This window comes from Nocardia sp. IFM 10818, from assembly GCF_054655275.1.
Window position 1 is genome coordinate 2,169,681 of the sequence record NZ_BAAHJH010000001.1, and the last position, 19,157, is coordinate 2,188,837.

Consider the following 19,157-nt stretch of genomic DNA (forward strand, 5'->3'; position numbering starts at 1 on the left):
TACGGTACCGTCCCGTCTAACCTTGCGTCGGGACGGGACCGTCTCGTCCGATTGTGGGAGGACCTCCATTGAACCCTCGCGAACTGGTCGATCACGCTCTGGCGCTGCTGCTGGAGAAGGACATGGCAGGCTTCGCCGGACTGTGGGCCGAGGACGGCGAACTGGAGTTTCCGTTCGCGGCAGCCGGCTATCCGGAACGGATCCGGGGCCGGGCCGCCATCGCGGGCTATCTGCGGGACTACCCGAGCATCCTGGATATCCGCGAGATTCCGGAGAAGGCGGTGCACGAGACCGCCGATCCGGAGGTGGTCATCCTCGAATTCGCGGCGGCGGGCCTGGTCGTCGCCACCGCGCGGCCGTACCGGATGCGGTACATCGCCGTGATCACCGTGCGCGACGGTGCGATCCGGAACTATCGCGACTACTGGAGTCCGCTGGCGGCGGCCGAGATCATGGGCGGCGCGGACGCGCTGACGGCCGCGTTCACCGGAGGCCGCGATGCGTGAGGTGCTGGTTCTCGGCTCGTCCGGCACGACCGGCAGCCGGGTCGCGAATCAGCTTCGGTGGCAAGGGGTCCCGGCCCGGCTCGCGACGCGGTCGCCGGGCGCCGATCCGTTCCGGGTCCGGTTCGATTGGCTCGACAGCGACAGCCATGACCGTGCGCTGCAGTCGGTTTCGGCTGTCTACCTGGTCGCGCCGGTCGGCGTGCACGATCCGGTTTCGCTGGTCGAGCCGTTCCTGCGCACGGCGCTGCGGCACGGCGTGCGGCGAGTGGTCGCACTCGGATCCTCGGCGGTGCCGGCGGCGGACAGCGGGATGGGCGGAATCTCTCGGCTGGTGCGGGAACTCATGCCCGAATGGGCGGTGCTGCGACCGTCCTGGTTCATGCAGAACTTCACCGGCGAGCATGCGCTCGCCGCGGGGGTTCGCGCGGGGGAACTGGTGACCGCGACCGGCGACGGCAGGGTCGCCTTCATCGATGCCGCCGATATCGCCGCGGTCGCGGTCCGCGCCCTGATCGATGAGAACGCCCACGACACCGAACATCTCCTCACCGGACCGCGGGCGATCAGCTATGCGGAGGCAGCCGCGATCATCACCGGAAGCACCGGGCGAGCAGTGGTCCACCGCCCGGTCAGCGCTGCCGAACTCACCGATCACTGGATCGGGAACGGACTGCCCGCCGATTTCGCGGCCATGCTCGCCGGACTCGACGAGGGGATCGCCGCCGGCGCGGAAGACCGCGTCACCGATGCCGTCGAGCGGCTCACCGGCCGGCCGCCGCGCGACTTCGCCGAGTTCGTGGCCGAGGAGTTGCGCGACCGTTGATCGGTTCGCTCCATGCGGCCGGAATCCGGCAGTAGGGTCGAGATCGTGCCGAGCCTCGTCAGCCGCATCGTTCCCGGTTACCTGCGGGTCGCCCGCGCCAATCGAGCCTTCGTCAGCGCCGAGAATGCGCGGAAGCATGTGCGGGAGCGCACGCTTCGGCCGCAGCCGTACGGGCCGCCGCGCAGGCTGCGGGCGGATGTGGCGATCTCCGTCAGCCGGGATCAAGGGTGGCCGGTGTACACGGTGGTGCCGCGGACCGGGCGGGTGCAGGGCAATCTGATCTATGCGCACGGCGGCGGGTGGGTCAATGAGATCGCGCCGCAGCATTGGGCGCTGGCCGCGGAGATCGCGGCGGGAGCGGGCACGACGGTGACGGTGCCGATCTATCCGCTGGTGCCGTTCGGGACCGCGGAAGAGGTCATCGCGGGAATGGCGGATCTGGTGCTGGCCAACCGGTCTCGCTACGGGACGGTGTGCCTCGGCGGGGACTCCGCGGGCGGGCAGATCGCTTTGTCGACGGCCGTGGTGTTGCGCGATGAGCAGCGGGTGACGGTACCGCGCACGGTGCTCATCTCGCCCGCGCTGGACCTGTCGCTGAGCAATCCGGAGATGGATGCGGTGCAGCCGTCGGACCCGTGGCTCGGTAAGGAGGGGACGCGGGTGTTCATCGAGCTGTGGCGGGGGAAGCTGCCGCTGTCGGATCCGCGGGTGAGTCCGCTCGCGGCCGAGATGCACGGGCTCGGGCCGTTGACCGTGTTCTACGGGACGCGCGATATCGGATACCCGGATGGGCTGCTGCTCGCGGAGAAAGCGCGGGCGGCCGGGGTGGAGGTCGACTTTCACGAGGGGAACGGGCTGGTGCACGTGTATCCGCTGACGCCCGCGCCCGAGGGACGCAGCGCGCGCGGGGTGATTGTCGAACGACTACGTGCAGCTCTGGCCGAACCGTAGTTGGCGGCGCGGATCGCGTCCCATAATCGGAATATGAACGATCGCAAAGGTTTTCTCCAGGGAGGACCCAGCGGGCTCACCGAACGGGTCGTTTCGATTTCGGCGCCGGACGCGGAGCTCAAGATCCCCTTCCGCGGCGGGTACGAACATTTCAAAGCCACTGAGCGGCATCAGATCACGGCGGATGGCAAGCTGCCGGTGTACGAGTGGACCGGGCGCACGGCGGTCGCCGAATAGGGCGCCGTCAGGTGGGATGCTCCGCGAGCCAGCGGCGGGCCCGGGTGGCCGAGGCGCGGGACAGCCATGCGTCCTGCACCACCTCGGTGAGTTCGGCCAGGGTGAGCTCGGGCAGGCGGGAGGCGCGCACGAGGACCGAGAGATGGCCGTCGAAGTGCCCGGTGGTGAAGAAGGGGGAATCCGGATCCTGGACCAGGGCCAGCTTGTCCGACTCCGAGGGGACCCAGAAGACGATGACATCCCGATAGCGTTCGCCGGTCTCGGGATCGAAGGCGTCCGGGCGCGGGGTGCGGAAGAAGATGAACGACTTGCGGCCCACCTGGTAGACGGGATTGCCGGCCGCCGGACCGTACTCGACGGTGACGTGCGGCATGGCCTTGGCCAGCTCGTGCACGTCCTCGACGCGGGCTCTGCGCCTTCCGCTGGGCACGGCATCGAGTGTATTCCGGTGGTCGCCGAGCCATGCCCGAAGTGCATGACTCACGCGGCCCATGCGGCGCTGGAACCGGGCTTACCAGACACCCTTCGAGCTGGATTTATGAGCCCGGCGCTGGCCCGCTCCGGGCGCGATCGCATAGGTTGGTGCGCATGGCGCGGCGTGTCCCAGGCAACCTTCCGGAGGAGGTCACCAGTTTCGTCGGCCGTCGCGAGGACCTGGCCACCGCCAAGCGATTACTGCCCACCACCCGGGTGCTGACCCTGTTGGGACCGGGTGGAATGGGCAAGACCCGGCTGTCCCGGCAGATCGGCCAGCTCGTGGCGCGGGCCTTCCCGGATGGGGTCTGGCTGGTCGAGCTGGCCGAACTGCACGATCCGGAACTGGTGACGCTCACCGTCGCCGAAGCGCTGAACCTGCGCGACGAGACCACCGCGCCCCTGCCGCGGCTCACCGAATTCCTGGAGAACAAGCGGCTGCTGCTGATCCTGGACAACTGCGAACACCTCATCGAGGCGTGCGCCGCGCTGGTCGGGCGGATCATCGCCACCACGCCGGATGTGCGGGTGCTGGCCACCAGCCGCGAGGTGCTCGGCATTCCCGGCGAGCAGGTGATGCCGGTGCCGCCGCTGGCGGTGCCCGAACCCGATACCGCCGCCGACAGCGATGCGCTGCAACTGTTCGTCGAACGCGCTGCGGCCGCCAATCCCGGCTTCCGGGCGACGCCCGCCAATCTGCCTGTGCTCGCCGAGATCTGCCGTCGGCTCGAAGGCATGCCGCTGGCCCTCGAACTGGCGGCGCTGCGGCTGCGCATGTTCACCCCGGAACAGATCGTCGACCGTCTCGACGACACCATGGGCCTGCTCAAGGCCGGTCCGCGCACCGCGCCGCAGCGGCAGCAGACCATCGAGGGCGCCATCCGCTGGAGCTACGATCTGTGCACGCCCGCGGAACAGCGGCTGTGGGAACAGCTTTCGGTGTTCGCGGGCGGCTTCGACATCGACGCCGCGGAATCGGTGTGCGAGCTGGGCGGCGGATCGCTCATCGACGCGCTCACCGGTCTGGTGGACAAATCGGTGGTCATGCTGCGCTACGACGGTGACGCGGCGCGGTATTCGATGCTGGAGCCGATCCGGCAGTTCGCCGCGGACCGGCTCACCGAACGCGGTGCGGACAAGGAGGCGCGGGCCCGGCATCGCGCCCACTACCGGCGGCTGGCCATGCGCGGACAGACCGCGTACTGGACCGCCGAGGACGTGGTCTGGTTCCGGGACCTGAGCCGCGAGCACGCGAATCTCCGTGCGGCCCTGCGCTCCGGGCTCGATGACGAGCCGCTGGAGACCATGGAGACGGTCAGCGTGCTGCGGCCGTTCTGGGAGCACCACCGGTTCCTGTCCGAGGGCTTCCGCTGGCTGTCCGAAGCATTGACCCGCAATCCGGAGCCGAGCCTGGCGCGGGCGCGGGGTTTGTCCTCGGCCGCATCGCTGTCGGCGCTGCTGGGCGATTGGGAAGCGGCGGCGATCCTGGTGTCCGAATGCCTGGAAATGATCGCGACGCTGGAAATCACCGACATCCTGCCGGAGGTTGCGCTGGATCAGTCGCTGCTGGCCTTCTCTCAGGGCGACCGGGAGCGTTCGCTCGAGCTGGCGCGCAGGGGCATCGACCTGGCCGCCGCCCATCGGCAGCCCGCCATCGAAATGGACAGTCACGCCTTCGCTTTCATGTGCGCCATGGTGCTGGGCGCGCCCGGGCGGACGGAGCTGGCGCAGCGCTTCCTGGAACTCACCACGGCCAGCGGTTCGCACCTGCTGGGCGGGTTGGCCCTGTGGACCGTCGGCATCGATCACTGGCGGCGCGGAAACCTGGACGAGGCAGCCGAATTCCACAGCCGCGCAATAGAACAGCTGGCCCTGTTCGAACGCTGCATCTGGCTGTCCTCGGCCTTCGAGGGCCTGGCCTGGACGGTGTCCGCCCGCGGCGACCACGAACGCGCCGCCCGCCTGCTCGGTGCGGCGGAAACCTTGCAGCGCAGCACCATCCGCCTGGCGCACACCATCACCACCGCCATCGGCGACAAGGAACGCCGCGAGGTCCGGGAGGCCCTGGGCGACGAGGCTTTCCGGGCGGCGTTCGGCGCGGGCGCGAATATGCGCCTGGAGGAAGCCATCGACTACGCGCTGGGCCGCACCCCCGCCCAGCTCCCGCCCGAGCCGGAGCCTCCCGCCGCGAAACGCCCCGCCCGCAAATCCCCGGCCGCAGCGACCGAGACCAATGTCCTCACTCGCCGCGAAAAGGATGTGGCCCGCCTGGTCGCCGCGGGCCACAGCAATAAGCGCATAGCCGCCGACCTGGTGATCTCGGTGCGCACCGCGGAGACCCACGTCGAGCACATCCTCACCAAACTCGGCTTCACCTCCCGCACCCAGATCGCCGCCTGGGTGCATCGGCACGACCTGTGAGGTTCAGTCCGGCAGCTTGCCGAGCAGCCAGCTGCCCACGCCCTGCGGGTCTTCGCCGAAGTAGTAGTCGTGGATCGCTCGTAGTAGCTCCTCGACGGTGATGCGGCCGTCGCCGTTCGCATCGAGGCGGGTGAAGATTTCGACGGCGTCGGGGGCGGGCAGGTTCATGAGGGCGCCCGTCCAGCGGATGTGTTCGCTCATATCGAGAGCACCGTCGCCATCGGTGTCGGCGATATCCATGATGGCCTGCAGGAAGGGGCGGTAGCCCTGCTCGAAGGACTCCTCGGTGACGAGCAGGCCGTCGGCGAAGGCGCGCTGGTATTCGGGCAGGGAGATGGAGCCGTCGCGGTCGGCGTCGGCGGCTTCGGCCAGATGGTCCCAGAGGCCGAGGCTCAGCTCCAGGAGTTGTTTGCGGGCGGGCGAGTCGGGCCCATGGCCGAATTCATCGGCCAGGCGGGCGGCGGAGGACTCGAAGTCCGAGCGTTCGATGCGGCCGTCGCCGTCGAAGTCGAAGGTCTGGAAACGACGAGCTAGCTTGCGGCGTAGAAAGTCACTGATTTCCATGACCTCAGTGTGGGCCGGTTCCGCTGCGACACAATCGTTTCGCGAAACATTCCACAACGGCCGAACCGACCGGTGCGATCAATTCCCGGTGGCGCCGTCGATGCGCTCGCGGAGGAAATCGGCGTGGCCGCAGTGACGGGCGTACTCCTCGATCATGTGCAGGTAGACCCAGCGCAGCGAGATGGTCTTACCGGTGCGGGGATGCACGAAGGTGTGATCGAGCGGAAGGGCGGCGGCGGCCTTGTCGCACAAGGCGATCTCGTCGCGGTACCGGGCGAGCTCGGCCTCGGCGTCCTCGGGAACCACGTCGTCGAAGTCGGTGTCCGGGTTCGTCTTCGAGATGTGGATCCACGGAATATCCTCGCCGGCGGCGCGCTTGCGGAACCAGCCGCGTTCGACATCGGTCATATGCCGGATCAGTCCGAGCAGCGATAGCGAGGACGGCTCGACGCTGCGGTTCGCGAGCTGAACACCGGTGAGGCCCTGGCATTTCCGGAGCAGGATTGCGCGGTAGTCGTCGAGGAAGGATTGCAGCATGGGTCGCTCGTCGCCGACGTACAGCAAAGGGGTGCGGTCGATTTCGGGTGCGGTCCAGGTCATTACCGGAGGTTACCGCCGGTGCCGCCGCGAGGACGTGCCAACGGCCCGGGACCGGCGTCCCGGGCCGTTGCTCGCTGTTCGGTTGTGATTCAGTGCGCCGTGCCGCCGGTGGCGGGGGTGCGGCCGTGCTTCATGAGGACCGCGCCGATCAGGGCCACGACCGCGGCGGCCGCCACGAAGTAGAAGCTGATCTCGTAGCCCTTGTCGGTGTAGAGCAGTGGCACGTCCTTGGTGACCGTGGGTGCGCCGGTGACGGAGACGTCCACGCGTACCGGGTTGGCGTTGAGGAAGGCGGTGGCGACCGCCAATCCGATCGCCACGCCCATGGCTTGCATGACGCCGAGCATGCCGGCGCTGATGCCCTGTTGTTCGGCGGGGACGGCCTCGACTATGAGGTTGGGCGTCGCCGCGTAGTAGAGGCCGAAGGCGATGCCGAAGACCGCGCTGATCAGGGCCAGCGTCAGCCAGGTGTGCGAGGTCAGGGCGTAGGCGATGGAGGAGGCGATGAAGATGACCAGGGCCAGGATCAAGGGGGCGCGGGCGCCGGAGCGGCGGATCCAGAGGCCGCCGAGGAAGCCGAGGATCATGGCGATGACGGCTTGGGCCAGGGCGATGTGGGTCGCGAACTTCAGGAGGCTGAAGCCGTCGCCGTAGCTGTAGCCCGGATTCAGTTCCGCGCGAACCATATCCGGCGGCAGTTGGGCGTAGACCATCTCTTCGGGGACCACCACCGCGCCCGGCGGCAGTTCGACGCCCGGCGGCAGCGCCGCCTTGGCCTGCGCCTCCGCCTGGGCCTGGGCGGCGTGCAGGGCTCCGGCCTTCACCTCGGTCCACGTGGCGGACTCGACCTCGGCGACGACCGTGGCGGCCGACGGGGACTGCGACCAGTAGCCGATGGCATAGGACTGGAAGCCGATGGTGAACGAGGCCAGCAGCGCGATGAACAGCACCACGCTCACGCGCGGCGTGATGAGCAGCTTCATATCCATGATCGGTTCGCGCACACGCGTTTCCACGATCGGGAACAGCGCCAGCAGGATCCCGCCGCCGATGAGCCACGCCAGCGTGGCGGGCTCGGTCCAGCCCCAGTGCTGGCCGTTGTCCAGGTACACCAGGGTGAGGACCAGACCCGTGCCGAGCAGCGCCGCGCCGATCAGATCGAGCCGCTGCGGTACGCGCAGCCGGGATTCCGGCACGATCAGCACGACGAGCGGGATCATGACCACGGTGAACGCCGCCAGCGCCCAGAAGATGGCGCGCCAGCTGTAGTGCTCCACGATGAACCCGCCCAGCAGCGGGCCCGCGAGCGCGGAGACGCCCAGACCGGTGGCCGCGATGCCCAGGCCGACCGGAACCAGCCGCCGCGGCATCAGGTCTCGGATGAGGCCGTAGGAGATGACCGCGGTCGCGATGGCCGTCGCCTGCAGGCCGCGGCCCACCAGGAACAGCAGCCAGTTGCCGGTGACCGCGCAGATGACGCAGCCGATCAGGAACAGCGCGCCGCAGGTGAGGAACATCTTCTTCTTGCCCCAGATATCGCTCAGCTTGCCGATGAGCGGGGAGGTGGCGGCGCCGACGACGCCGAAGATGATGATGGCCCAGTTGATATTCGCGCCCTGGCTGGGGAAGGTGGGCGCGATCTGGCGCAGGGCGGCCGAGACCATGACGTATTGCATGGGCGCGACTTCGGTGAAGAGGACGATCACCGCCAGGACGGAGAAGATCCGAAGCTTCGACGCTCCATCGAGGCGGCCGGTGTCGTCAGCGGCATCCGGGGGCGCAGCGGTTTCGACGGAGGTGGACATGAGGCGTCCTCCAGGTGGGTAGGTAACACGTAGATGTGAAACGTGTCACGGCGAATACCCGCCGCCTATCACCAGGTCCGTTCAGTTGGCGCGCGCGTCCGTTCAGTGGGACTCTTCGGAATTCTGCTTCCCCGTACCTTTTCGGCGGCTACGCTTACTCGCCAGTTTGTCGAGGTCAGCCAGCAGATCCTCGGCGAATTCCCGCTCCGCCTCGTAATGCTTGACGCACCAGCGCAATACCGCGCTCGGATACGCCCACTCCGGATTGGCGTCCGCGCCCTCGGCATCGGCCTGGGCCCGGCGGCGCATGGTTTCCGCGTAATCGATGTGCTGGTGCAATATTTCGCGCATGCGCTCCGGCTGCGCGAGATGGCCGAGCCAGGCCCGCAGCATCACGCTGTGCTTGAGCACGGGCGCTTCGACGGGGGAGTGGTTCACCCAGTACGCCGCGGCTTCCCGTCCGCTGTCGGTGATGGCGTACATACGCTTTCCGCGCATGCCGTCCTCGGAGACCACCGTCCGCGAGGTCGCGAATCCATGCTTCTCCAACCGCTTCAGCTCGGCGTAGATCTGGCTGAACGACGGCGACCAGTAGAAGAACTGCAGACTCCAGTCCGCCCACTTCTTCAGGTCGTACCCGGAGAGTTCGTCTGCGTGCGAGAGCATTCCGAGCACGGCCCACGCGGTGGTGGGCAGCTCCGGAATCGCCGGCTCTTCCTCGCCGGGGTCGGTCATTGTCGAACTGTATCGCCCCCGCACGGGCCCGCCTTCCCTGTCCTGGTCCGGTTCAGCGCCAGTGGGCCCGGCGCGGGAACAGTGTGCGACCGGCCTCGTGCGCCACTTCCAGCACCACGCGGGCCAGCCGATCGAAGCTCATGCCGTCGGCGCGGCCGGATAGCGACAGCGCGGCCGGGGCGGTGCCGCGGCCCCGCAGTGGCGCTGCGACACAGGCGATTCCGACCACGGCCTCTTCCCGGTCGATGGCCACGCCCTGGCGCATGCGGATCTGCTGGAGTTCGCGGGCCAGCGCCTCGGGCTCGCAGATGGTGCGCGGGGTCAGCCGCGGCAACCGGGCGCGCAGCGCGGCCTCGGCGATATTGGGCTCCAGACAGGCCAGCATGGCCTTGCCGACACCCGTTGCGTGCGCGGGCATCCGGCCGCCGAGGCGGGTGGGCAGGCTGGCGGCGAAGCGGCCGCCGGCCTTGTCCAGGTAGACCACATCGCGCCCGTCGAGCACCGCGAGGTGGCCGACCATGCCGGTGCGCTGGCTCAGCTCGTGCAGCAGCGGGCTGACCGCATCGCGAATCTCATTGTGATCGGCGGTGAGTCCGCCGAGCTCGAGGGCGCGCATGCCCAGCCGGTAGCCGCCGGAGGTGTGTGCCAGCCAGCGCAGCTTGATCATCTGATCGAGGATGCGGTGCACGGTCGAGCGCGGCAGCCCGGTGCGCTCGACCAGGCCGAGCAGGGTGAGGGTGGGCGTGGAGGCGTCGAAGGCGTCCAGGATCAGCGTCATGCGCTCGATCATCGAGACCGGGACTTCGGCGCTGGGGCGAGAATCCTTGGCGCGCATGGGGTTGTGGGTGACTCGAGCTTCCGCGGAAGGCATCAGGGCGACGGACATTGGTACCTCCGTTGGTCGGCGTCCAGTCTAGGAGTATTCCGATTAGGCATGTGCCGGTTTCGGACCTTGTGCTACCCATCACAGTGCCCTGGGCCACATCCGTAGGAATCGGGAGAACTACGTATAAATCACGTATCCGTGTCTCGGTGACCGAACCACGATATTGACCGCTCCCCGCGCCGACCTGCTGTCATGACTGACAGCTATATTTCGAACCGAAATAAAGGAGGCGCCGTGGAACCGGTGCTGACGTCCCCGGGAATCGATCCGGCCGCCTTCAAGGCGGTGCTCGGACGGTTCGCTTCCGGAGTCACCGTGATCACCGCCCTCGACCGGGGAGAACCGGTCGGATTCGCCTGCCAGTCCTTCGCCGCGCTGTCCCTCGAGCCGCCGCTGGTGAGCTTCTTCCCGGCCCGGACCTCGACGACCTGGCCGCGCATCCGCGGCGCCGGTGTGTTCTGCGTGAATATCCTGGCCGACCATCAGACCGATATCTGCCGCCGGCTCGGCCGCCCGGGACCGGACAAGTTCGCGGGCGTGGACTGGACCGCGTCGCGGAACGGCTCGCCGCGGCTGACCGGAGCCCTGGCTTCCATCGACTGCGCGCTGCACGACGAGGTCGACGGCGGCGACCACACCATCGTCATCGCCCGCGTGACCGGCCTGAACGAGCATTCCGAGGCGAATCCGCTGCTCTTCTACCGCGCCGCCTTCGGCCGTCTCGCACACCAGTAGCTACCTCCCGGCCAGTGGGACAGCCGTTGTCGAAGGCGTCACACCGGCCGCAACCATCGAAGTAACGGCAAGGGAGAGGAACACACATGACCACCACGGACAGTGCTGGGACATTGACCGAGGCGCGCGTGATCGACGCGGGCGCCCCGCCCACGCGATTCGCGCGCGGCTGGCACTGCCTGGGCCTGGCCGACTCCTTCCGCGACGGAAAGCCGCACGCCATCAAGGCCTTCGGCACCGAGATCGTGGTGTTCGCGGCCGCGGACGGCGCCCTCAATGTGCTCAATGCCTACTGCCCGCACATGGGCGGCAACCTCGCCGACGGCACCGTCAAGGGCGATTCGCTGGCCTGCCCGTTCCACGACTGGCGCTGGAACGGCACGGGCAAGTGCACCGGAATCCCTTATGCGCGACGGGTTCCGCCGCTGGCGCGCACCAAGGCCTGGCCCACCATGGAGCAGAACAAGCAGCTGTTCGTGTGGAACGACCCGGAGGGCCGCCCGCCCGCGCCCGAGGTCGCCATTCCGCGCATCGACGGCGCGTTCAGCGACGAGTGGACCGACTGGACCTGGAACACCATGATCGTGGACGCCAACTGCCGCGAGGTCATCGACAATGTGGTGGACATGGCGCACTTCTTCTATGTGCACTACGGGTTCCCGACCTTCTTCAAGAACGTCTTCGAAGGCCATGTCGCCAGCCAGTACATGACCTCGGTGTCCCGCGAGGACATGATGGGCGAGACCGCGAAAGCCCTGGGCGGTAAGAACGTCCTGCATTCGGAGGCCTCCTATTACGGGCCCTCCTACATGATCGACTACCTGCGCAGCGAGAGCGCCGGGCTGACGGTCGAGGGCTATCTCATCAACTGCCACTACCCGATCTCCGAGAACCGGTTCATGCTGCAGTACGGCGCGATCGTGAAGAAGCCGACCACGGTATCGGCCGATGAGGCGGTTGATATCGCCAACAAGTTCGCCAACGGTCTCGGCAAGGGCTTCGAACAAGATGCCACCATCTGGAAGCGCAAGTCCCGCATCAACAATCCGCTGCTGTGCGAGGAAGACGGCCCTGTCTACCAGCTCCGCCGCTGGTACGAGCAGTTCTACACCGACGTCGCCGCCGTCTCCGAGGAGATGACCGCCCGCTTCGAATTCGAGGTCGACACCACCCGCGCCGTCGCCGCCTGGGAGGCCGAGGTCGCCGAGAACGTGGCCGCCGGCCGCGCCCCGGCCTTCTGAAAGACCCTGCCATGGACAAGGTTTCGTGCCGCACCTGCGGAACATGTGTACTGGCGGAGAAATTCAGCCCGCACCACACCAGCGTGCAATGGAACACCGCCGCCCGCACCGCCTGCACCGAACTCGGCGGCAGCGGCCCGGCCTCGCACACCTGCCACGCCCTGCGCGCCAGCATCGACGCCGCGGTGGAAGCAGGGGAACTGACCGTCAGCACTCGCGACGCCGACGTGCGCACCCGCGGCCGGACCTTGGCATGAGCACCCGGAACCACGAGCCGGGTGGGTGGAAATCGACGGCACGGGAACGGAACTGGTGAATCGGATGACAGTGGCTGATATCGAGCCGGACCTCGCGCAGCTCGAAGATGAGGTCGCGCGGACCGCGCGGCGCGGCGATGGTGCCGCGGTGCGGGTCGTACGCGTGGTGCGGGAGACCGGGGACGCGGTGTCGCTGGAGCTGGTTCCGGAAGCGGCGCATGCCGAGCGGTTCGGGTACAGGCCGGGGCAGTTCCTCACGCTGCGGATTCCGAGCGAGCTGACCGGGTCGGTGAGCCGGTGCTACTCGCTGTCCAGCGCGCCGCACGAGGGCGGGCCGCTCAAGGTGACCGTCAAGCGGACGGCCGCAGGGTATGGATCGAACTGGTTGTGCGACAACGCGGTCGAAGGCATGGCGCTGGATGTGCTGCCGCCCGCCGGATTGTTCACCCCCGCCTCGCTGGACAGCGATCTGCTGCTGTTCGCCGGTGGCAGCGGCATCACGCCGGTGCTGTCGATTCTGAAGTCGGTGCTGGCGGAGGGGTCCGGGCACTGCACGCTGATCTACGCCAACCAGCACGAGAACTCGGTCATCTTCGCGGCGGAACTGGCGGAGCTGGCGGCGGTGCATCCGGATCGGCTGCTGGTATTGCACTGGCTCCAGTCGGTGCAGGGCCTGCCGACCGTCGCACAGCTTGCCGCGCTGGCGACGCCATGGGCCGGTCGCGAGGCGTTCGTCTGCGGGCCCGGCCCGTTCATGGACGCCGTCAGCGCCGCCATGGCCGCGCTGGGCGCGGACCGCAAGCGGGTGCACGTCGAGAAGTTCGTGTCGCTGTCGGGGAATCCCTTTGAAATCGACAGCGACACAGTCGATATCGAGGCGGTAGCCGATGCGGGCGACAATGCCACCGCCCGGGTCGAACTCGACGGTGAGAACCACGAAGTCACCTGGCCGCGCGGCCGGACCCTCCTGGACGTGCTGCTCGCGCAGGGCATCGAAGCGCCCTACTCGTGCAAGGAAGGCGCGTGCAGCGCCTGCGTCTGCCGCGTCGTGTCCGGCGAGGTGTCCATGCGCCGCAATGAAGTACTCGAAGACGCCGACCTGGCGGACGGCTATGTGCTGGCCTGCCAGGCGGTCCCGGTGACCGACGACGTCTCCGTCACCTATTCCTGATTGCAGAGGAGTGATCATGGCTGCCCTCAGCTCCCTCGGCTATGTGCGAGCCCGCATTGCCGATGTCGACGCCTGGCGCGAATTCGCGTTCGACACCATCGGTTTCGCCGAAGGGTCCGGCCCCAACCCGGATTCGGTCTACCTGCGCACCGATGAGCACACCTACCGCCTGGAACTGGTGCCGGGCGACCGCGACGAGGTCCTGGCCGTCGGCTGGCAGGTCGCCGACGCCCGATCGCTCTCCTTGGTGCGCGAAACCCTGGAGAAGGCCGGTGTCGCCGTGACGGCGCTGTCGGTGGCCGAGGCCGCCGCCCGGCACGTCGAGGAGGCCATCAGCTTCACCGACCCGTCCGGGTTCACCATCGAGGTCTTCCACGGCCCGCTGCTCGACCACAGTCCGGTGCTCACCAAATACGGCGCCCGCTTCGTCAACGGCGATCTCGGCCTGGGTCACGTGGTGCTGCCGGTGCCCGATATCGAGGCCGCGCGCCGGTTCTACACCGAGGTCCTGGATTTCGCCTCCCGCGGCTCCTTCCGGGTCGGCCCGCCCGAGCATCCGATCTGGATCCGCTTCCTGGGCGTCAACCCGCGCCACCACAGCCTGGCCCTCATTCCCGGCAGCCGCCCCGATGGCCCGGGCATCGTGCACATCATGGTCGAGGTCGACGCCCTCGACGATGTGGGCCGGGCCCTGGACCGCGTCACCAAGGCCGGCTACCACCTGTCCTCCACCCTGGGCCGGCACACCAACGACAAGATGATCTCCTTCTACGTCCGCACCCCCGGCGGCTGGGACCTCGAATTCGGTTGCGAGGGAATGCTGGTCGGCGAGGACTACGTCGCCGAGGAGATGACCGCCGACAGCTACTGGGGCCACGAATGGGCCCGCGGCTGACGCATTGAGATCGGACCCGTCCTCCCGTGCGAGGGCGGGCCGCCGCCGACTCCGCCAGAGCCCCGGCGGAGTCGGCGGCAGGTTCGGAGCACAACTGAATACCCGCGAAGGAGCGACGAAAGTTGAACCAGCCCACCGCATCCGGACCCACCCGTTTCGGATTCTTCATCGCCCCCTATCACCCGCTGACCGGCAATCCCACCTTGCAGATCCAGCGCGATCTGCGGCTGGTGGAATTGGCCGACGAATTCGGCTACGCCGAGGCCTGGGTCGGTGAACACCACTCCGCCGGACTCGAAATCATCGCCGCCCCCGAGGTTTTTCTGGCCGCCGTCGCCGAGCGCACCCGGCGGATCCGGCTGGGCACCGGCGTCAACTCCCTGCCCTACCACCAGCCCATGATGCTGGCCGACCGGCTGTGCCTGCTCGACCATCTCACCAAGGGTCGCGTCATGATGGGCATCGGCCCGGGCCAGCTCGCCTCGGACGCGTCCATGATGGGCGTGCCGCAGCCGCGCCAGCGCGACATGATGCACGAATCCATGGATGTGCTCACCCGGCTGCTGCGCGGTGAGGCGGTCACCGCCAAAACGGATTGGTTCGAACTCAACGAGGCCCGCCTGCAACTGCTGCCCTATCAACGGGGCGGGCTGGAAATGGCTGTCGCATCGACCATTTCACCCTCGGGCGCGGTGCTGGCCGGACGCCACGGCGCGGGCCTGCTGTCCCTGGCCGCCTCCGATCCGAGCGGGTACGAGGCGCTGCTGCCCAACTTCAAGGTCTACGAGAAGACCATGGCCGACAACGGCCACCCGGTCGACCGCGACAAATGGCGGCTGGTCGCGCCCATGCACATAGCCGAGACCCGCGAACAGGCCCGCCGCGAAGCCGAATGGGGCATAGGGCATCTCGTCGACTACATCAAGCAGCTCAGCGGTATGGACGTCCCCTGGGGCGATACCGCCGCCGAGGCCGTCGACCAGTGGGCCGGCCCCGGCTTCCCGGCCTTCGGCCGCGCCACCATCGGCACTCCCGACGACGCCATCGCCGCCATCGAGGCCCTCGCCGAACAGTCCGGCGGTTTCGGCACCTTCCTGGTGCTGGCCCTCAATGTCGCCGACTGGGACGCCACCCAGCGTTCGGTGCGCCTGTTCGCCGAACACGTCATCCCGCACTTCACCGGCGCGAACCGCAATCGCCGCGCCTCGCTGGAGTGGGCCAACGCCAATAGCGAGCGCCTCATGTCCGGTATGCGCGCGGGCGTCGAGGCCGCCTTCGAACGCCACGGCCAGGCCCTGGCGGCCGCCCTCCAGCCCGGGGAAGGACAGTGACATGCGCGCGGTAGTCATGCGCAACCGCAAGCTCGTGGTCGACGAGTTCCCGGACCCGGTGCCCGGACCGGGCCAGGTGCTCGTCGAGACCATCGCCTGCGGCATCTGCGGCTCGGACAAGGCGGCCCTGGATTACACCGACGAATTCCTGCAGGCCTCGCGCGACAGCGGCGTGCCCACCTTCCTGTTCGACCCGCACAAGGACATGGTCATGGGCCACGAACTGTCCGCGCGGGTGATCGGCGCGGGACCGGATACGCCGTTTGTGGCGGGACAGAACGTCGTCGCCCTGCCCTGGGCGCTGGATGCCGCGGGCGGCATCCACGGCGTCGGCTACTCCAATGTGTTCCCGGGCGGCTTCGGCGAACGCATGGTTCTGCAGGCCATGGCCCTGGAGCCCATTCCGGAGCACGTGCCGCCGCACGTCGCCGCTATGACCGAACCCCTCGCGGTCGGCTTCGGCAATGTGGCCAGAACCGGCATCGGCCCGGAGGGCACCGGCATCGTGATCGGTTGCGGCCCGGTCGGTCTGGGCGCCGTCGCGGCCCTGGCCGAGCGCGGCGTCGCCCCCATCGTGGCATCCGATCCGTCCGCGCTGCGCCGGGAAGCGGCCCTGCGGCTCGGCGCGCACCGGGTGGTCGACCCGACCGTCGACGAGCCCGTGGAGATCTGGCAGGAACTGGCCTCACCCGGCCAGCAACTGCACGTCTTCGTCTGCGCCGGAGTCCCCGGCCTGCTCAACGACCTCATGTACAAGGTCCCCCGGGAAACCCGGATCCTGCAGATCGGCTCGGTCATGTCCGATGACGTGATCCGCCCGATCGTCGGCATCTACAAGGACATCTCCCTGCAAATGTGCATGGTCTACCCGCACGAGGAGTACGCGAAAACCCTGCACCGCATAGCCGATGGCGTCATCGACGCCGAATCCCTGGTCACCACCCAGGTGGGCTTCGACGGCGTAGCCGACGCCATCGACTCCCTCCGCCACCCCGACGACCACATCCAGATCCTGGTCCGCCCCGACCTGTGAGTGAAACATCCTCGACCGGGAACTGATGGCGGCATTCCGCGAGTAGCCCCCGCCACCAGTTCCCGGTCGGCGTCATTTCTGATCGGTGAAGGTGATCCGGACCGTGACGGGGGTGGTTTCCAGGGCGGCGAACATGGAGGTCGCCAGGCCGGCCAGGGCCGGGTGCGGTGCGAAGGTGCGGGCGCGAGCGACCACGTCGTCGTCGGGCAGGAACTCCGCGGTGCCGGTGCGCCAGCGATCGCCTTGGCGGACACGGATGGCCGGGTCGGCGCTGAGATTGCGGCCCCAGCCCGAGCGCATACCGTGCTGGCAGATGACCCACGCGCCGCTGCCGTCCGCGTCGAACAGGATGGAGACGGGGACGCGGCGCGGTCGACCGGTCTTGCGGCCGATGGTCTCGATCTCGGTGGCCAGCGCGGTGCGAATGCCGACGCGGTCGAGCGCGCGGACCGTGGGGTTCATGACGTACCGGCCGAGGGCGCGTTCGCGGCGGAACTTGCGCGCCGTGCGGTCGGCGGCGCCGGCGGTGCTGGAACGCTTACTGCGGAAGGCGTCGAAACCATTGCGGCGCAGCATCGTCATCGCTGTCCGCCACGGTGATCGGGCGGGGTCGGGATCCTTGCCCGCTCCGAGCAGATGCAACTGATCGGTGTGCCATTGCAGATCGAGCGCGCCGTCGAAGGACTTCATGGCCCCATTGGCGGCGAGCTGGGGCGGCAGGCCCAGCGAGATACTCGGCGGCCGCAGGACATCGGTGCGCTTGCTGAGCAGATCGGCTGCGGCCGTGGGGATTACGGCCGCCGGGCGGCCGAGGCCGACGATATCGCAGGTGCCCTCGGCCAGCGCCTCGGACATGGCGGTGCGGGAACGGAATCCGCCGGTGACCGCGATCGGCACCGCACCGGCGGCGCGGCGGGCGGATTCGGCGTAGTCGAGGAAGTAGGCCTCGCGCGCCCGGGTGCTCGCCGAACTGGTGCGGGGGCGGCCCATCATGGCGGGGGATTCGTAACTGCCGCCGCTGATCTCGATGAGATCCACCCGCTCGGCGGAGAGCCGCTCGATCACCTCGCGCGACTCCTCCTCGGTGAAACCGCCGCGCTGGAAGTCCGCGGAATTCAGCTTGATGCCCAGCCCGAAGCCGGGGCTCACCGCCGCGCGGATGCTGCGGGCGACCTCGAGCACGAACCGGCGGCGGCGCTCGGCATCGCCGCCCCAGGCGTCGGTGCGCTGATTCGACAGCGGAGACAGGAACTGCGACACCAGATATCCGTGCGCGCCGTGGATCTGCACGCCGTCGAATCCGGCGGCCTCGGCGACCCGGGCGGCGGTGCCGAAGCGGCGAATGATGTCGCGGATCTCCTCCTCGGTGAGGGCGCGCGGCGCGGGCACGCCCGGAATGCCCATGCCGATGGCGGACGGCGCCACCGTCCGGTTCCGGGTGACGAGCGGATTGCCCTGGCGGCCCGGATGATTCAGCTGCACCCAGACCTTGCCCCCGCCGTCCTTGGCCGCCTTGGCCCACCGGGTGAGCGCCGGCAGATGCCGTTCGTCCTCGATGGCCACATTGCCCGGTTCACCGCAGTGCCGGCTGTCCACCATCACATTGCCGGTCACGATCAATCCGTAACCGCCCGCGCTCCAGCGCGCGTACAGTCGTTCCAGGCGCTCGTCGGGGGCATTGTCGGCGGTGCCCAGGCCCTCGCTCAGGGCGGATTTCATCATGCGGTTCGGCAGGACCTGGCCGCTGGCCAGAGGTAGGGGATCGTGCAGGGTCGTCGTCACTGGGGCCCCGATTCATCGTCGAAGAAGTGGCGGCGGTCTACACTCACTGGTAGACCAATCGGTATATCGAACGGTAGTACACCGATCGGTATACGGCAAGAAAGGGGAATCATGAGAGCCCGGGATCGTCTCATCGACAGCGCCGTCGCCCTGATGCGCTGCAAGGGCATTGCCGGGACGGGCATCGCGCAGTTACTCGAGCACAGCGGGATTTCGCGCCGGTCGGTCTACCTGAACTTCCCGGGCGGCAAATCCGAGCTGGTCGCCGCGGCCACGCGCACCGCGGGCGAGGCCTCGAGCGCCCTCATGCGCACGGTGACCGCGGGCGCGGACCTGGCGAGCGTCATCGCCGCCTTCCCGGCCATCTGGCGCGACACCTTGGTCTCCAGCGACTACTCCGCCGGCTGCCCCATTGTCGCCGCGGCGCTGGGCCGCTCCGAATCCGCCGAGGCCGCCGATGTGGCGGGGGAGATCTTCACCGAGTGGGAGGGCATTCTCGCCGAGCGGCTGCGCGCCGAACGGGTGGACGCCGAGACCGCGCGCTCCCTGGCCACCACCGTCATCGCCGCCATCGAGGGCGCGGTGGTCATGTCGCAGGCGACGCGGTCCACCGCACCCCTGGAGCGGGTCGGCAAGCAGCTCGCCGAACTGGTCGCCGGATACACCCGGCGCGATGCGGACGCCGCCGTGGGGAGTTGAGAATCCGGCGA

Annotated in this window: 20 protein-coding genes; 13 read left to right on the forward strand and 7 right to left on the reverse strand. The window is 68.5% G+C overall.

Going from position 1 to position 19,157, the window contains the following annotated elements:
- The first annotated feature begins 68 nt into the window (after positions 1-68).
- Genes ACYQ5L_RS09695 through ACYQ5L_RS09710 form a run of 4 tightly spaced genes read left to right on the forward strand, consistent with a single transcriptional unit; the run spans position 69 to position 2,517 of the window.
- Positions 69-506, forward strand: coding sequence for a nuclear transport factor 2 family protein (locus ACYQ5L_RS09695; protein ID WP_459957041.1), 438 nt, complete (start codon positions 69-71; stop codon positions 504-506).
- Positions 499-1,329 carry an NmrA family NAD(P)-binding protein gene (locus ACYQ5L_RS09700; RefSeq protein WP_459957042.1) on the forward strand — a complete coding sequence of 277 codons (831 nt, stop codon included), beginning with the start codon at positions 499-501 and terminating at the stop codon, positions 1,327-1,329. Before ACYQ5L_RS09695 ends, ACYQ5L_RS09700 begins: the two co-directional genes overlap by 8 nt.
- Before the next feature lie 45 nt (positions 1,330-1,374).
- On the forward strand, positions 1,375-2,280 hold the full coding sequence (locus ACYQ5L_RS09705) for an alpha/beta hydrolase fold domain-containing protein (protein WP_459957043.1): 906 nt from the start codon (positions 1,375-1,377) through the stop codon (positions 2,278-2,280).
- A 33-nt stretch (positions 2,281-2,313) separates the two neighbouring features.
- Complete coding sequence (locus tag ACYQ5L_RS09710; protein WP_459957044.1) at positions 2,314-2,517, forward strand: DUF5988 family protein; 204 nt, start codon at positions 2,314-2,316, stop codon at positions 2,515-2,517.
- Positions 2,518-2,524: 7 nt separating this feature from the next.
- On the opposite strand, the gene ACYQ5L_RS09715 is transcribed toward ACYQ5L_RS09710, so the two are convergent.
- Complete coding sequence (locus tag ACYQ5L_RS09715; protein ID WP_459963377.1) at positions 2,525-2,890, reverse strand: MmcQ/YjbR family DNA-binding protein; 366 nt, start codon at positions 2,888-2,890, stop codon at positions 2,525-2,527.
- A 215-nt stretch (positions 2,891-3,105) separates the two neighbouring features.
- On the opposite strand from ACYQ5L_RS09715, the gene ACYQ5L_RS09720 reads away from it, so the two are divergent.
- Positions 3,106-5,412, forward strand: coding sequence for a LuxR C-terminal-related transcriptional regulator (locus ACYQ5L_RS09720; protein ID WP_459957045.1), 2,307 nt, complete (start codon positions 3,106-3,108; stop codon positions 5,410-5,412).
- Between the two features lie 3 nt (positions 5,413-5,415).
- Here ACYQ5L_RS09720 and ACYQ5L_RS09725 read toward each other — a convergent pair whose 3' ends face one another.
- From ACYQ5L_RS09725 to ACYQ5L_RS09745, 5 genes are all read right to left on the reverse strand, one after another.
- Positions 5,416-5,976, reverse strand: a complete 561-nt coding sequence (locus ACYQ5L_RS09725; RefSeq protein WP_459957046.1) for an EF-hand domain-containing protein — start codon at positions 5,974-5,976, stop codon at positions 5,416-5,418.
- Between the two features lie 78 nt (positions 5,977-6,054).
- Complete coding sequence (locus tag ACYQ5L_RS09730) at positions 6,055-6,576, reverse strand: DinB family protein (protein ID WP_459957047.1); 522 nt, start codon at positions 6,574-6,576, stop codon at positions 6,055-6,057.
- An 89-nt stretch (positions 6,577-6,665) separates the two neighbouring features.
- The gene (locus tag ACYQ5L_RS09735) at positions 6,666-8,381 is read right to left on the reverse strand and encodes an MFS transporter (RefSeq protein ID WP_459957048.1); all 1,716 of its coding nucleotides are present in this window, start codon (positions 8,379-8,381) and stop codon (positions 6,666-6,668) included.
- 102 nt (positions 8,382-8,483) lie between these two features.
- Complete coding sequence (locus ACYQ5L_RS09740) at positions 8,484-9,116, reverse strand: PadR family transcriptional regulator (RefSeq protein ID WP_459957049.1); 633 nt, start codon at positions 9,114-9,116, stop codon at positions 8,484-8,486.
- A 52-nt stretch (positions 9,117-9,168) separates the two neighbouring features.
- Positions 9,169-10,002: an IclR family transcriptional regulator gene (locus tag ACYQ5L_RS09745; RefSeq protein WP_459957050.1), complete on the reverse strand. Its 834-nt coding sequence runs from the start codon at positions 10,000-10,002 to the stop codon at positions 9,169-9,171.
- Positions 10,003-10,236: 234 nt separating this feature from the next.
- Here ACYQ5L_RS09745 and ACYQ5L_RS09750 point away from each other — a divergent pair, with 234 nt between their 5' ends.
- From ACYQ5L_RS09750 to ACYQ5L_RS09780, 7 genes are all read left to right on the forward strand, one after another.
- A complete protein-coding gene (locus tag ACYQ5L_RS09750; protein WP_459957051.1) occupies positions 10,237-10,737 on the forward strand; it encodes a flavin reductase family protein in 501 nt (166 codons plus the stop codon).
- Positions 10,738-10,823: 86 nt separating this feature from the next.
- Positions 10,824-11,978, forward strand: coding sequence for a 3-ketosteroid-9-alpha-monooxygenase, oxygenase component (locus ACYQ5L_RS09755; protein ID WP_459957052.1), 1,155 nt, complete (start codon positions 10,824-10,826; stop codon positions 11,976-11,978).
- A gap of 11 nt (positions 11,979-11,989) precedes the next feature.
- On the forward strand, positions 11,990-12,235 hold the full coding sequence (locus ACYQ5L_RS09760; protein ID WP_459957053.1) for a hypothetical protein: 246 nt from the start codon (positions 11,990-11,992) through the stop codon (positions 12,233-12,235).
- A 64-nt stretch (positions 12,236-12,299) separates the two neighbouring features.
- Entirely contained in the window at positions 12,300-13,406 is a 1,107-nt protein-coding gene (locus ACYQ5L_RS09765) for a 2Fe-2S iron-sulfur cluster-binding protein (RefSeq protein ID WP_459957054.1), read from the forward strand.
- Positions 13,407-13,422: 16 nt separating this feature from the next.
- Positions 13,423-14,301 carry a VOC family protein gene (locus ACYQ5L_RS09770; RefSeq protein ID WP_459957055.1) on the forward strand — a complete coding sequence of 293 codons (879 nt, stop codon included), beginning with the start codon at positions 13,423-13,425 and terminating at the stop codon, positions 14,299-14,301.
- 122 nt (positions 14,302-14,423) lie between these two features.
- Positions 14,424-15,632 (forward strand): LLM class flavin-dependent oxidoreductase, encoded by a 1,209-nt coding sequence (locus tag ACYQ5L_RS09775; RefSeq protein WP_459957056.1) that lies wholly within the window; start codon positions 14,424-14,426, stop codon positions 15,630-15,632.
- A 1-nt stretch (position 15,633) separates the two neighbouring features.
- Positions 15,634-16,665, forward strand: coding sequence for a zinc-binding dehydrogenase (locus ACYQ5L_RS09780; protein WP_459957057.1), 1,032 nt, complete (start codon positions 15,634-15,636; stop codon positions 16,663-16,665).
- Positions 16,666-16,737: 72 nt separating this feature from the next.
- Here ACYQ5L_RS09780 and ACYQ5L_RS09785 read toward each other — a convergent pair whose 3' ends face one another.
- On the reverse strand, positions 16,738-18,387 hold the full coding sequence (locus tag ACYQ5L_RS09785) for a nitroreductase family deazaflavin-dependent oxidoreductase (protein WP_459963378.1): 1,650 nt from the start codon (positions 18,385-18,387) through the stop codon (positions 16,738-16,740).
- Positions 18,388-18,558: 171 nt separating this feature from the next.
- On the opposite strand from ACYQ5L_RS09785, the gene ACYQ5L_RS09790 reads away from it, so the two are divergent.
- Positions 18,559-19,146, forward strand: coding sequence for a TetR/AcrR family transcriptional regulator (locus tag ACYQ5L_RS09790; RefSeq protein WP_459957058.1), 588 nt, complete (start codon positions 18,559-18,561; stop codon positions 19,144-19,146).
- Positions 19,147-19,157 lie beyond the last annotated feature (11 nt).

Excerpts from the sequence above, each read along its gene's own strand:
- ACYQ5L_RS09700 (WP_459957042.1), top strand. The coding sequence starts at position 499 with ATGCGTGAGGTGCTGGTTCTCGGCTCGTCCGGCACGACCGGCAGCCGG.
- ACYQ5L_RS09755 (WP_459957052.1), top strand. The coding sequence starts at position 10,824 with ATGACCACCACGGACAGTGCTGGGACATTGACCGAGGCGCGCGTGATC.
- ACYQ5L_RS09765 (WP_459957054.1), top strand. The coding sequence starts at position 12,300 with ATGACAGTGGCTGATATCGAGCCGGACCTCGCGCAGCTCGAAGATGAG.
- ACYQ5L_RS09790 (WP_459957058.1), top strand. The coding sequence starts at position 18,559 with ATGAGAGCCCGGGATCGTCTCATCGACAGCGCCGTCGCCCTGATGCGC.
- ACYQ5L_RS09715 (WP_459963377.1), bottom strand. The coding sequence starts at position 2,890 with ATGCCGCACGTCACCGTCGAGTACGGTCCGGCGGCCGGCAATCCCGTC.
- ACYQ5L_RS09725 (WP_459957046.1), bottom strand. The coding sequence starts at position 5,976 with ATGGAAATCAGTGACTTTCTACGCCGCAAGCTAGCTCGTCGTTTCCAG.
- ACYQ5L_RS09730 (WP_459957047.1), bottom strand. The coding sequence starts at position 6,576 with ATGACCTGGACCGCACCCGAAATCGACCGCACCCCTTTGCTGTACGTC.
- ACYQ5L_RS09770 (WP_459957055.1), top strand. The coding sequence starts at position 13,423 with ATGGCTGCCCTCAGCTCCCTCGGCTATGTGCGAGCCCGCATTGCCGAT.
- ACYQ5L_RS09710 (WP_459957044.1), top strand. The coding sequence starts at position 2,314 with ATGAACGATCGCAAAGGTTTTCTCCAGGGAGGACCCAGCGGGCTCACC.
- ACYQ5L_RS09740 (WP_459957049.1), bottom strand. The coding sequence starts at position 9,116 with ATGACCGACCCCGGCGAGGAAGAGCCGGCGATTCCGGAGCTGCCCACC.
- ACYQ5L_RS09780 (WP_459957057.1), top strand. The coding sequence starts at position 15,634 with ATGCGCGCGGTAGTCATGCGCAACCGCAAGCTCGTGGTCGACGAGTTC.
- ACYQ5L_RS09785 (WP_459963378.1), bottom strand. The coding sequence starts at position 18,387 with ATGATGAAATCCGCCCTGAGCGAGGGCCTGGGCACCGCCGACAATGCC.
- ACYQ5L_RS09745 (WP_459957050.1), bottom strand. The coding sequence starts at position 10,002 with ATGTCCGTCGCCCTGATGCCTTCCGCGGAAGCTCGAGTCACCCACAAC.
- ACYQ5L_RS09735 (WP_459957048.1), bottom strand. The coding sequence starts at position 8,381 with ATGTCCACCTCCGTCGAAACCGCTGCGCCCCCGGATGCCGCTGACGAC.
- ACYQ5L_RS09720 (WP_459957045.1), top strand. The coding sequence starts at position 3,106 with ATGGCGCGGCGTGTCCCAGGCAACCTTCCGGAGGAGGTCACCAGTTTC.
- ACYQ5L_RS09760 (WP_459957053.1), top strand. The coding sequence starts at position 11,990 with ATGGACAAGGTTTCGTGCCGCACCTGCGGAACATGTGTACTGGCGGAG.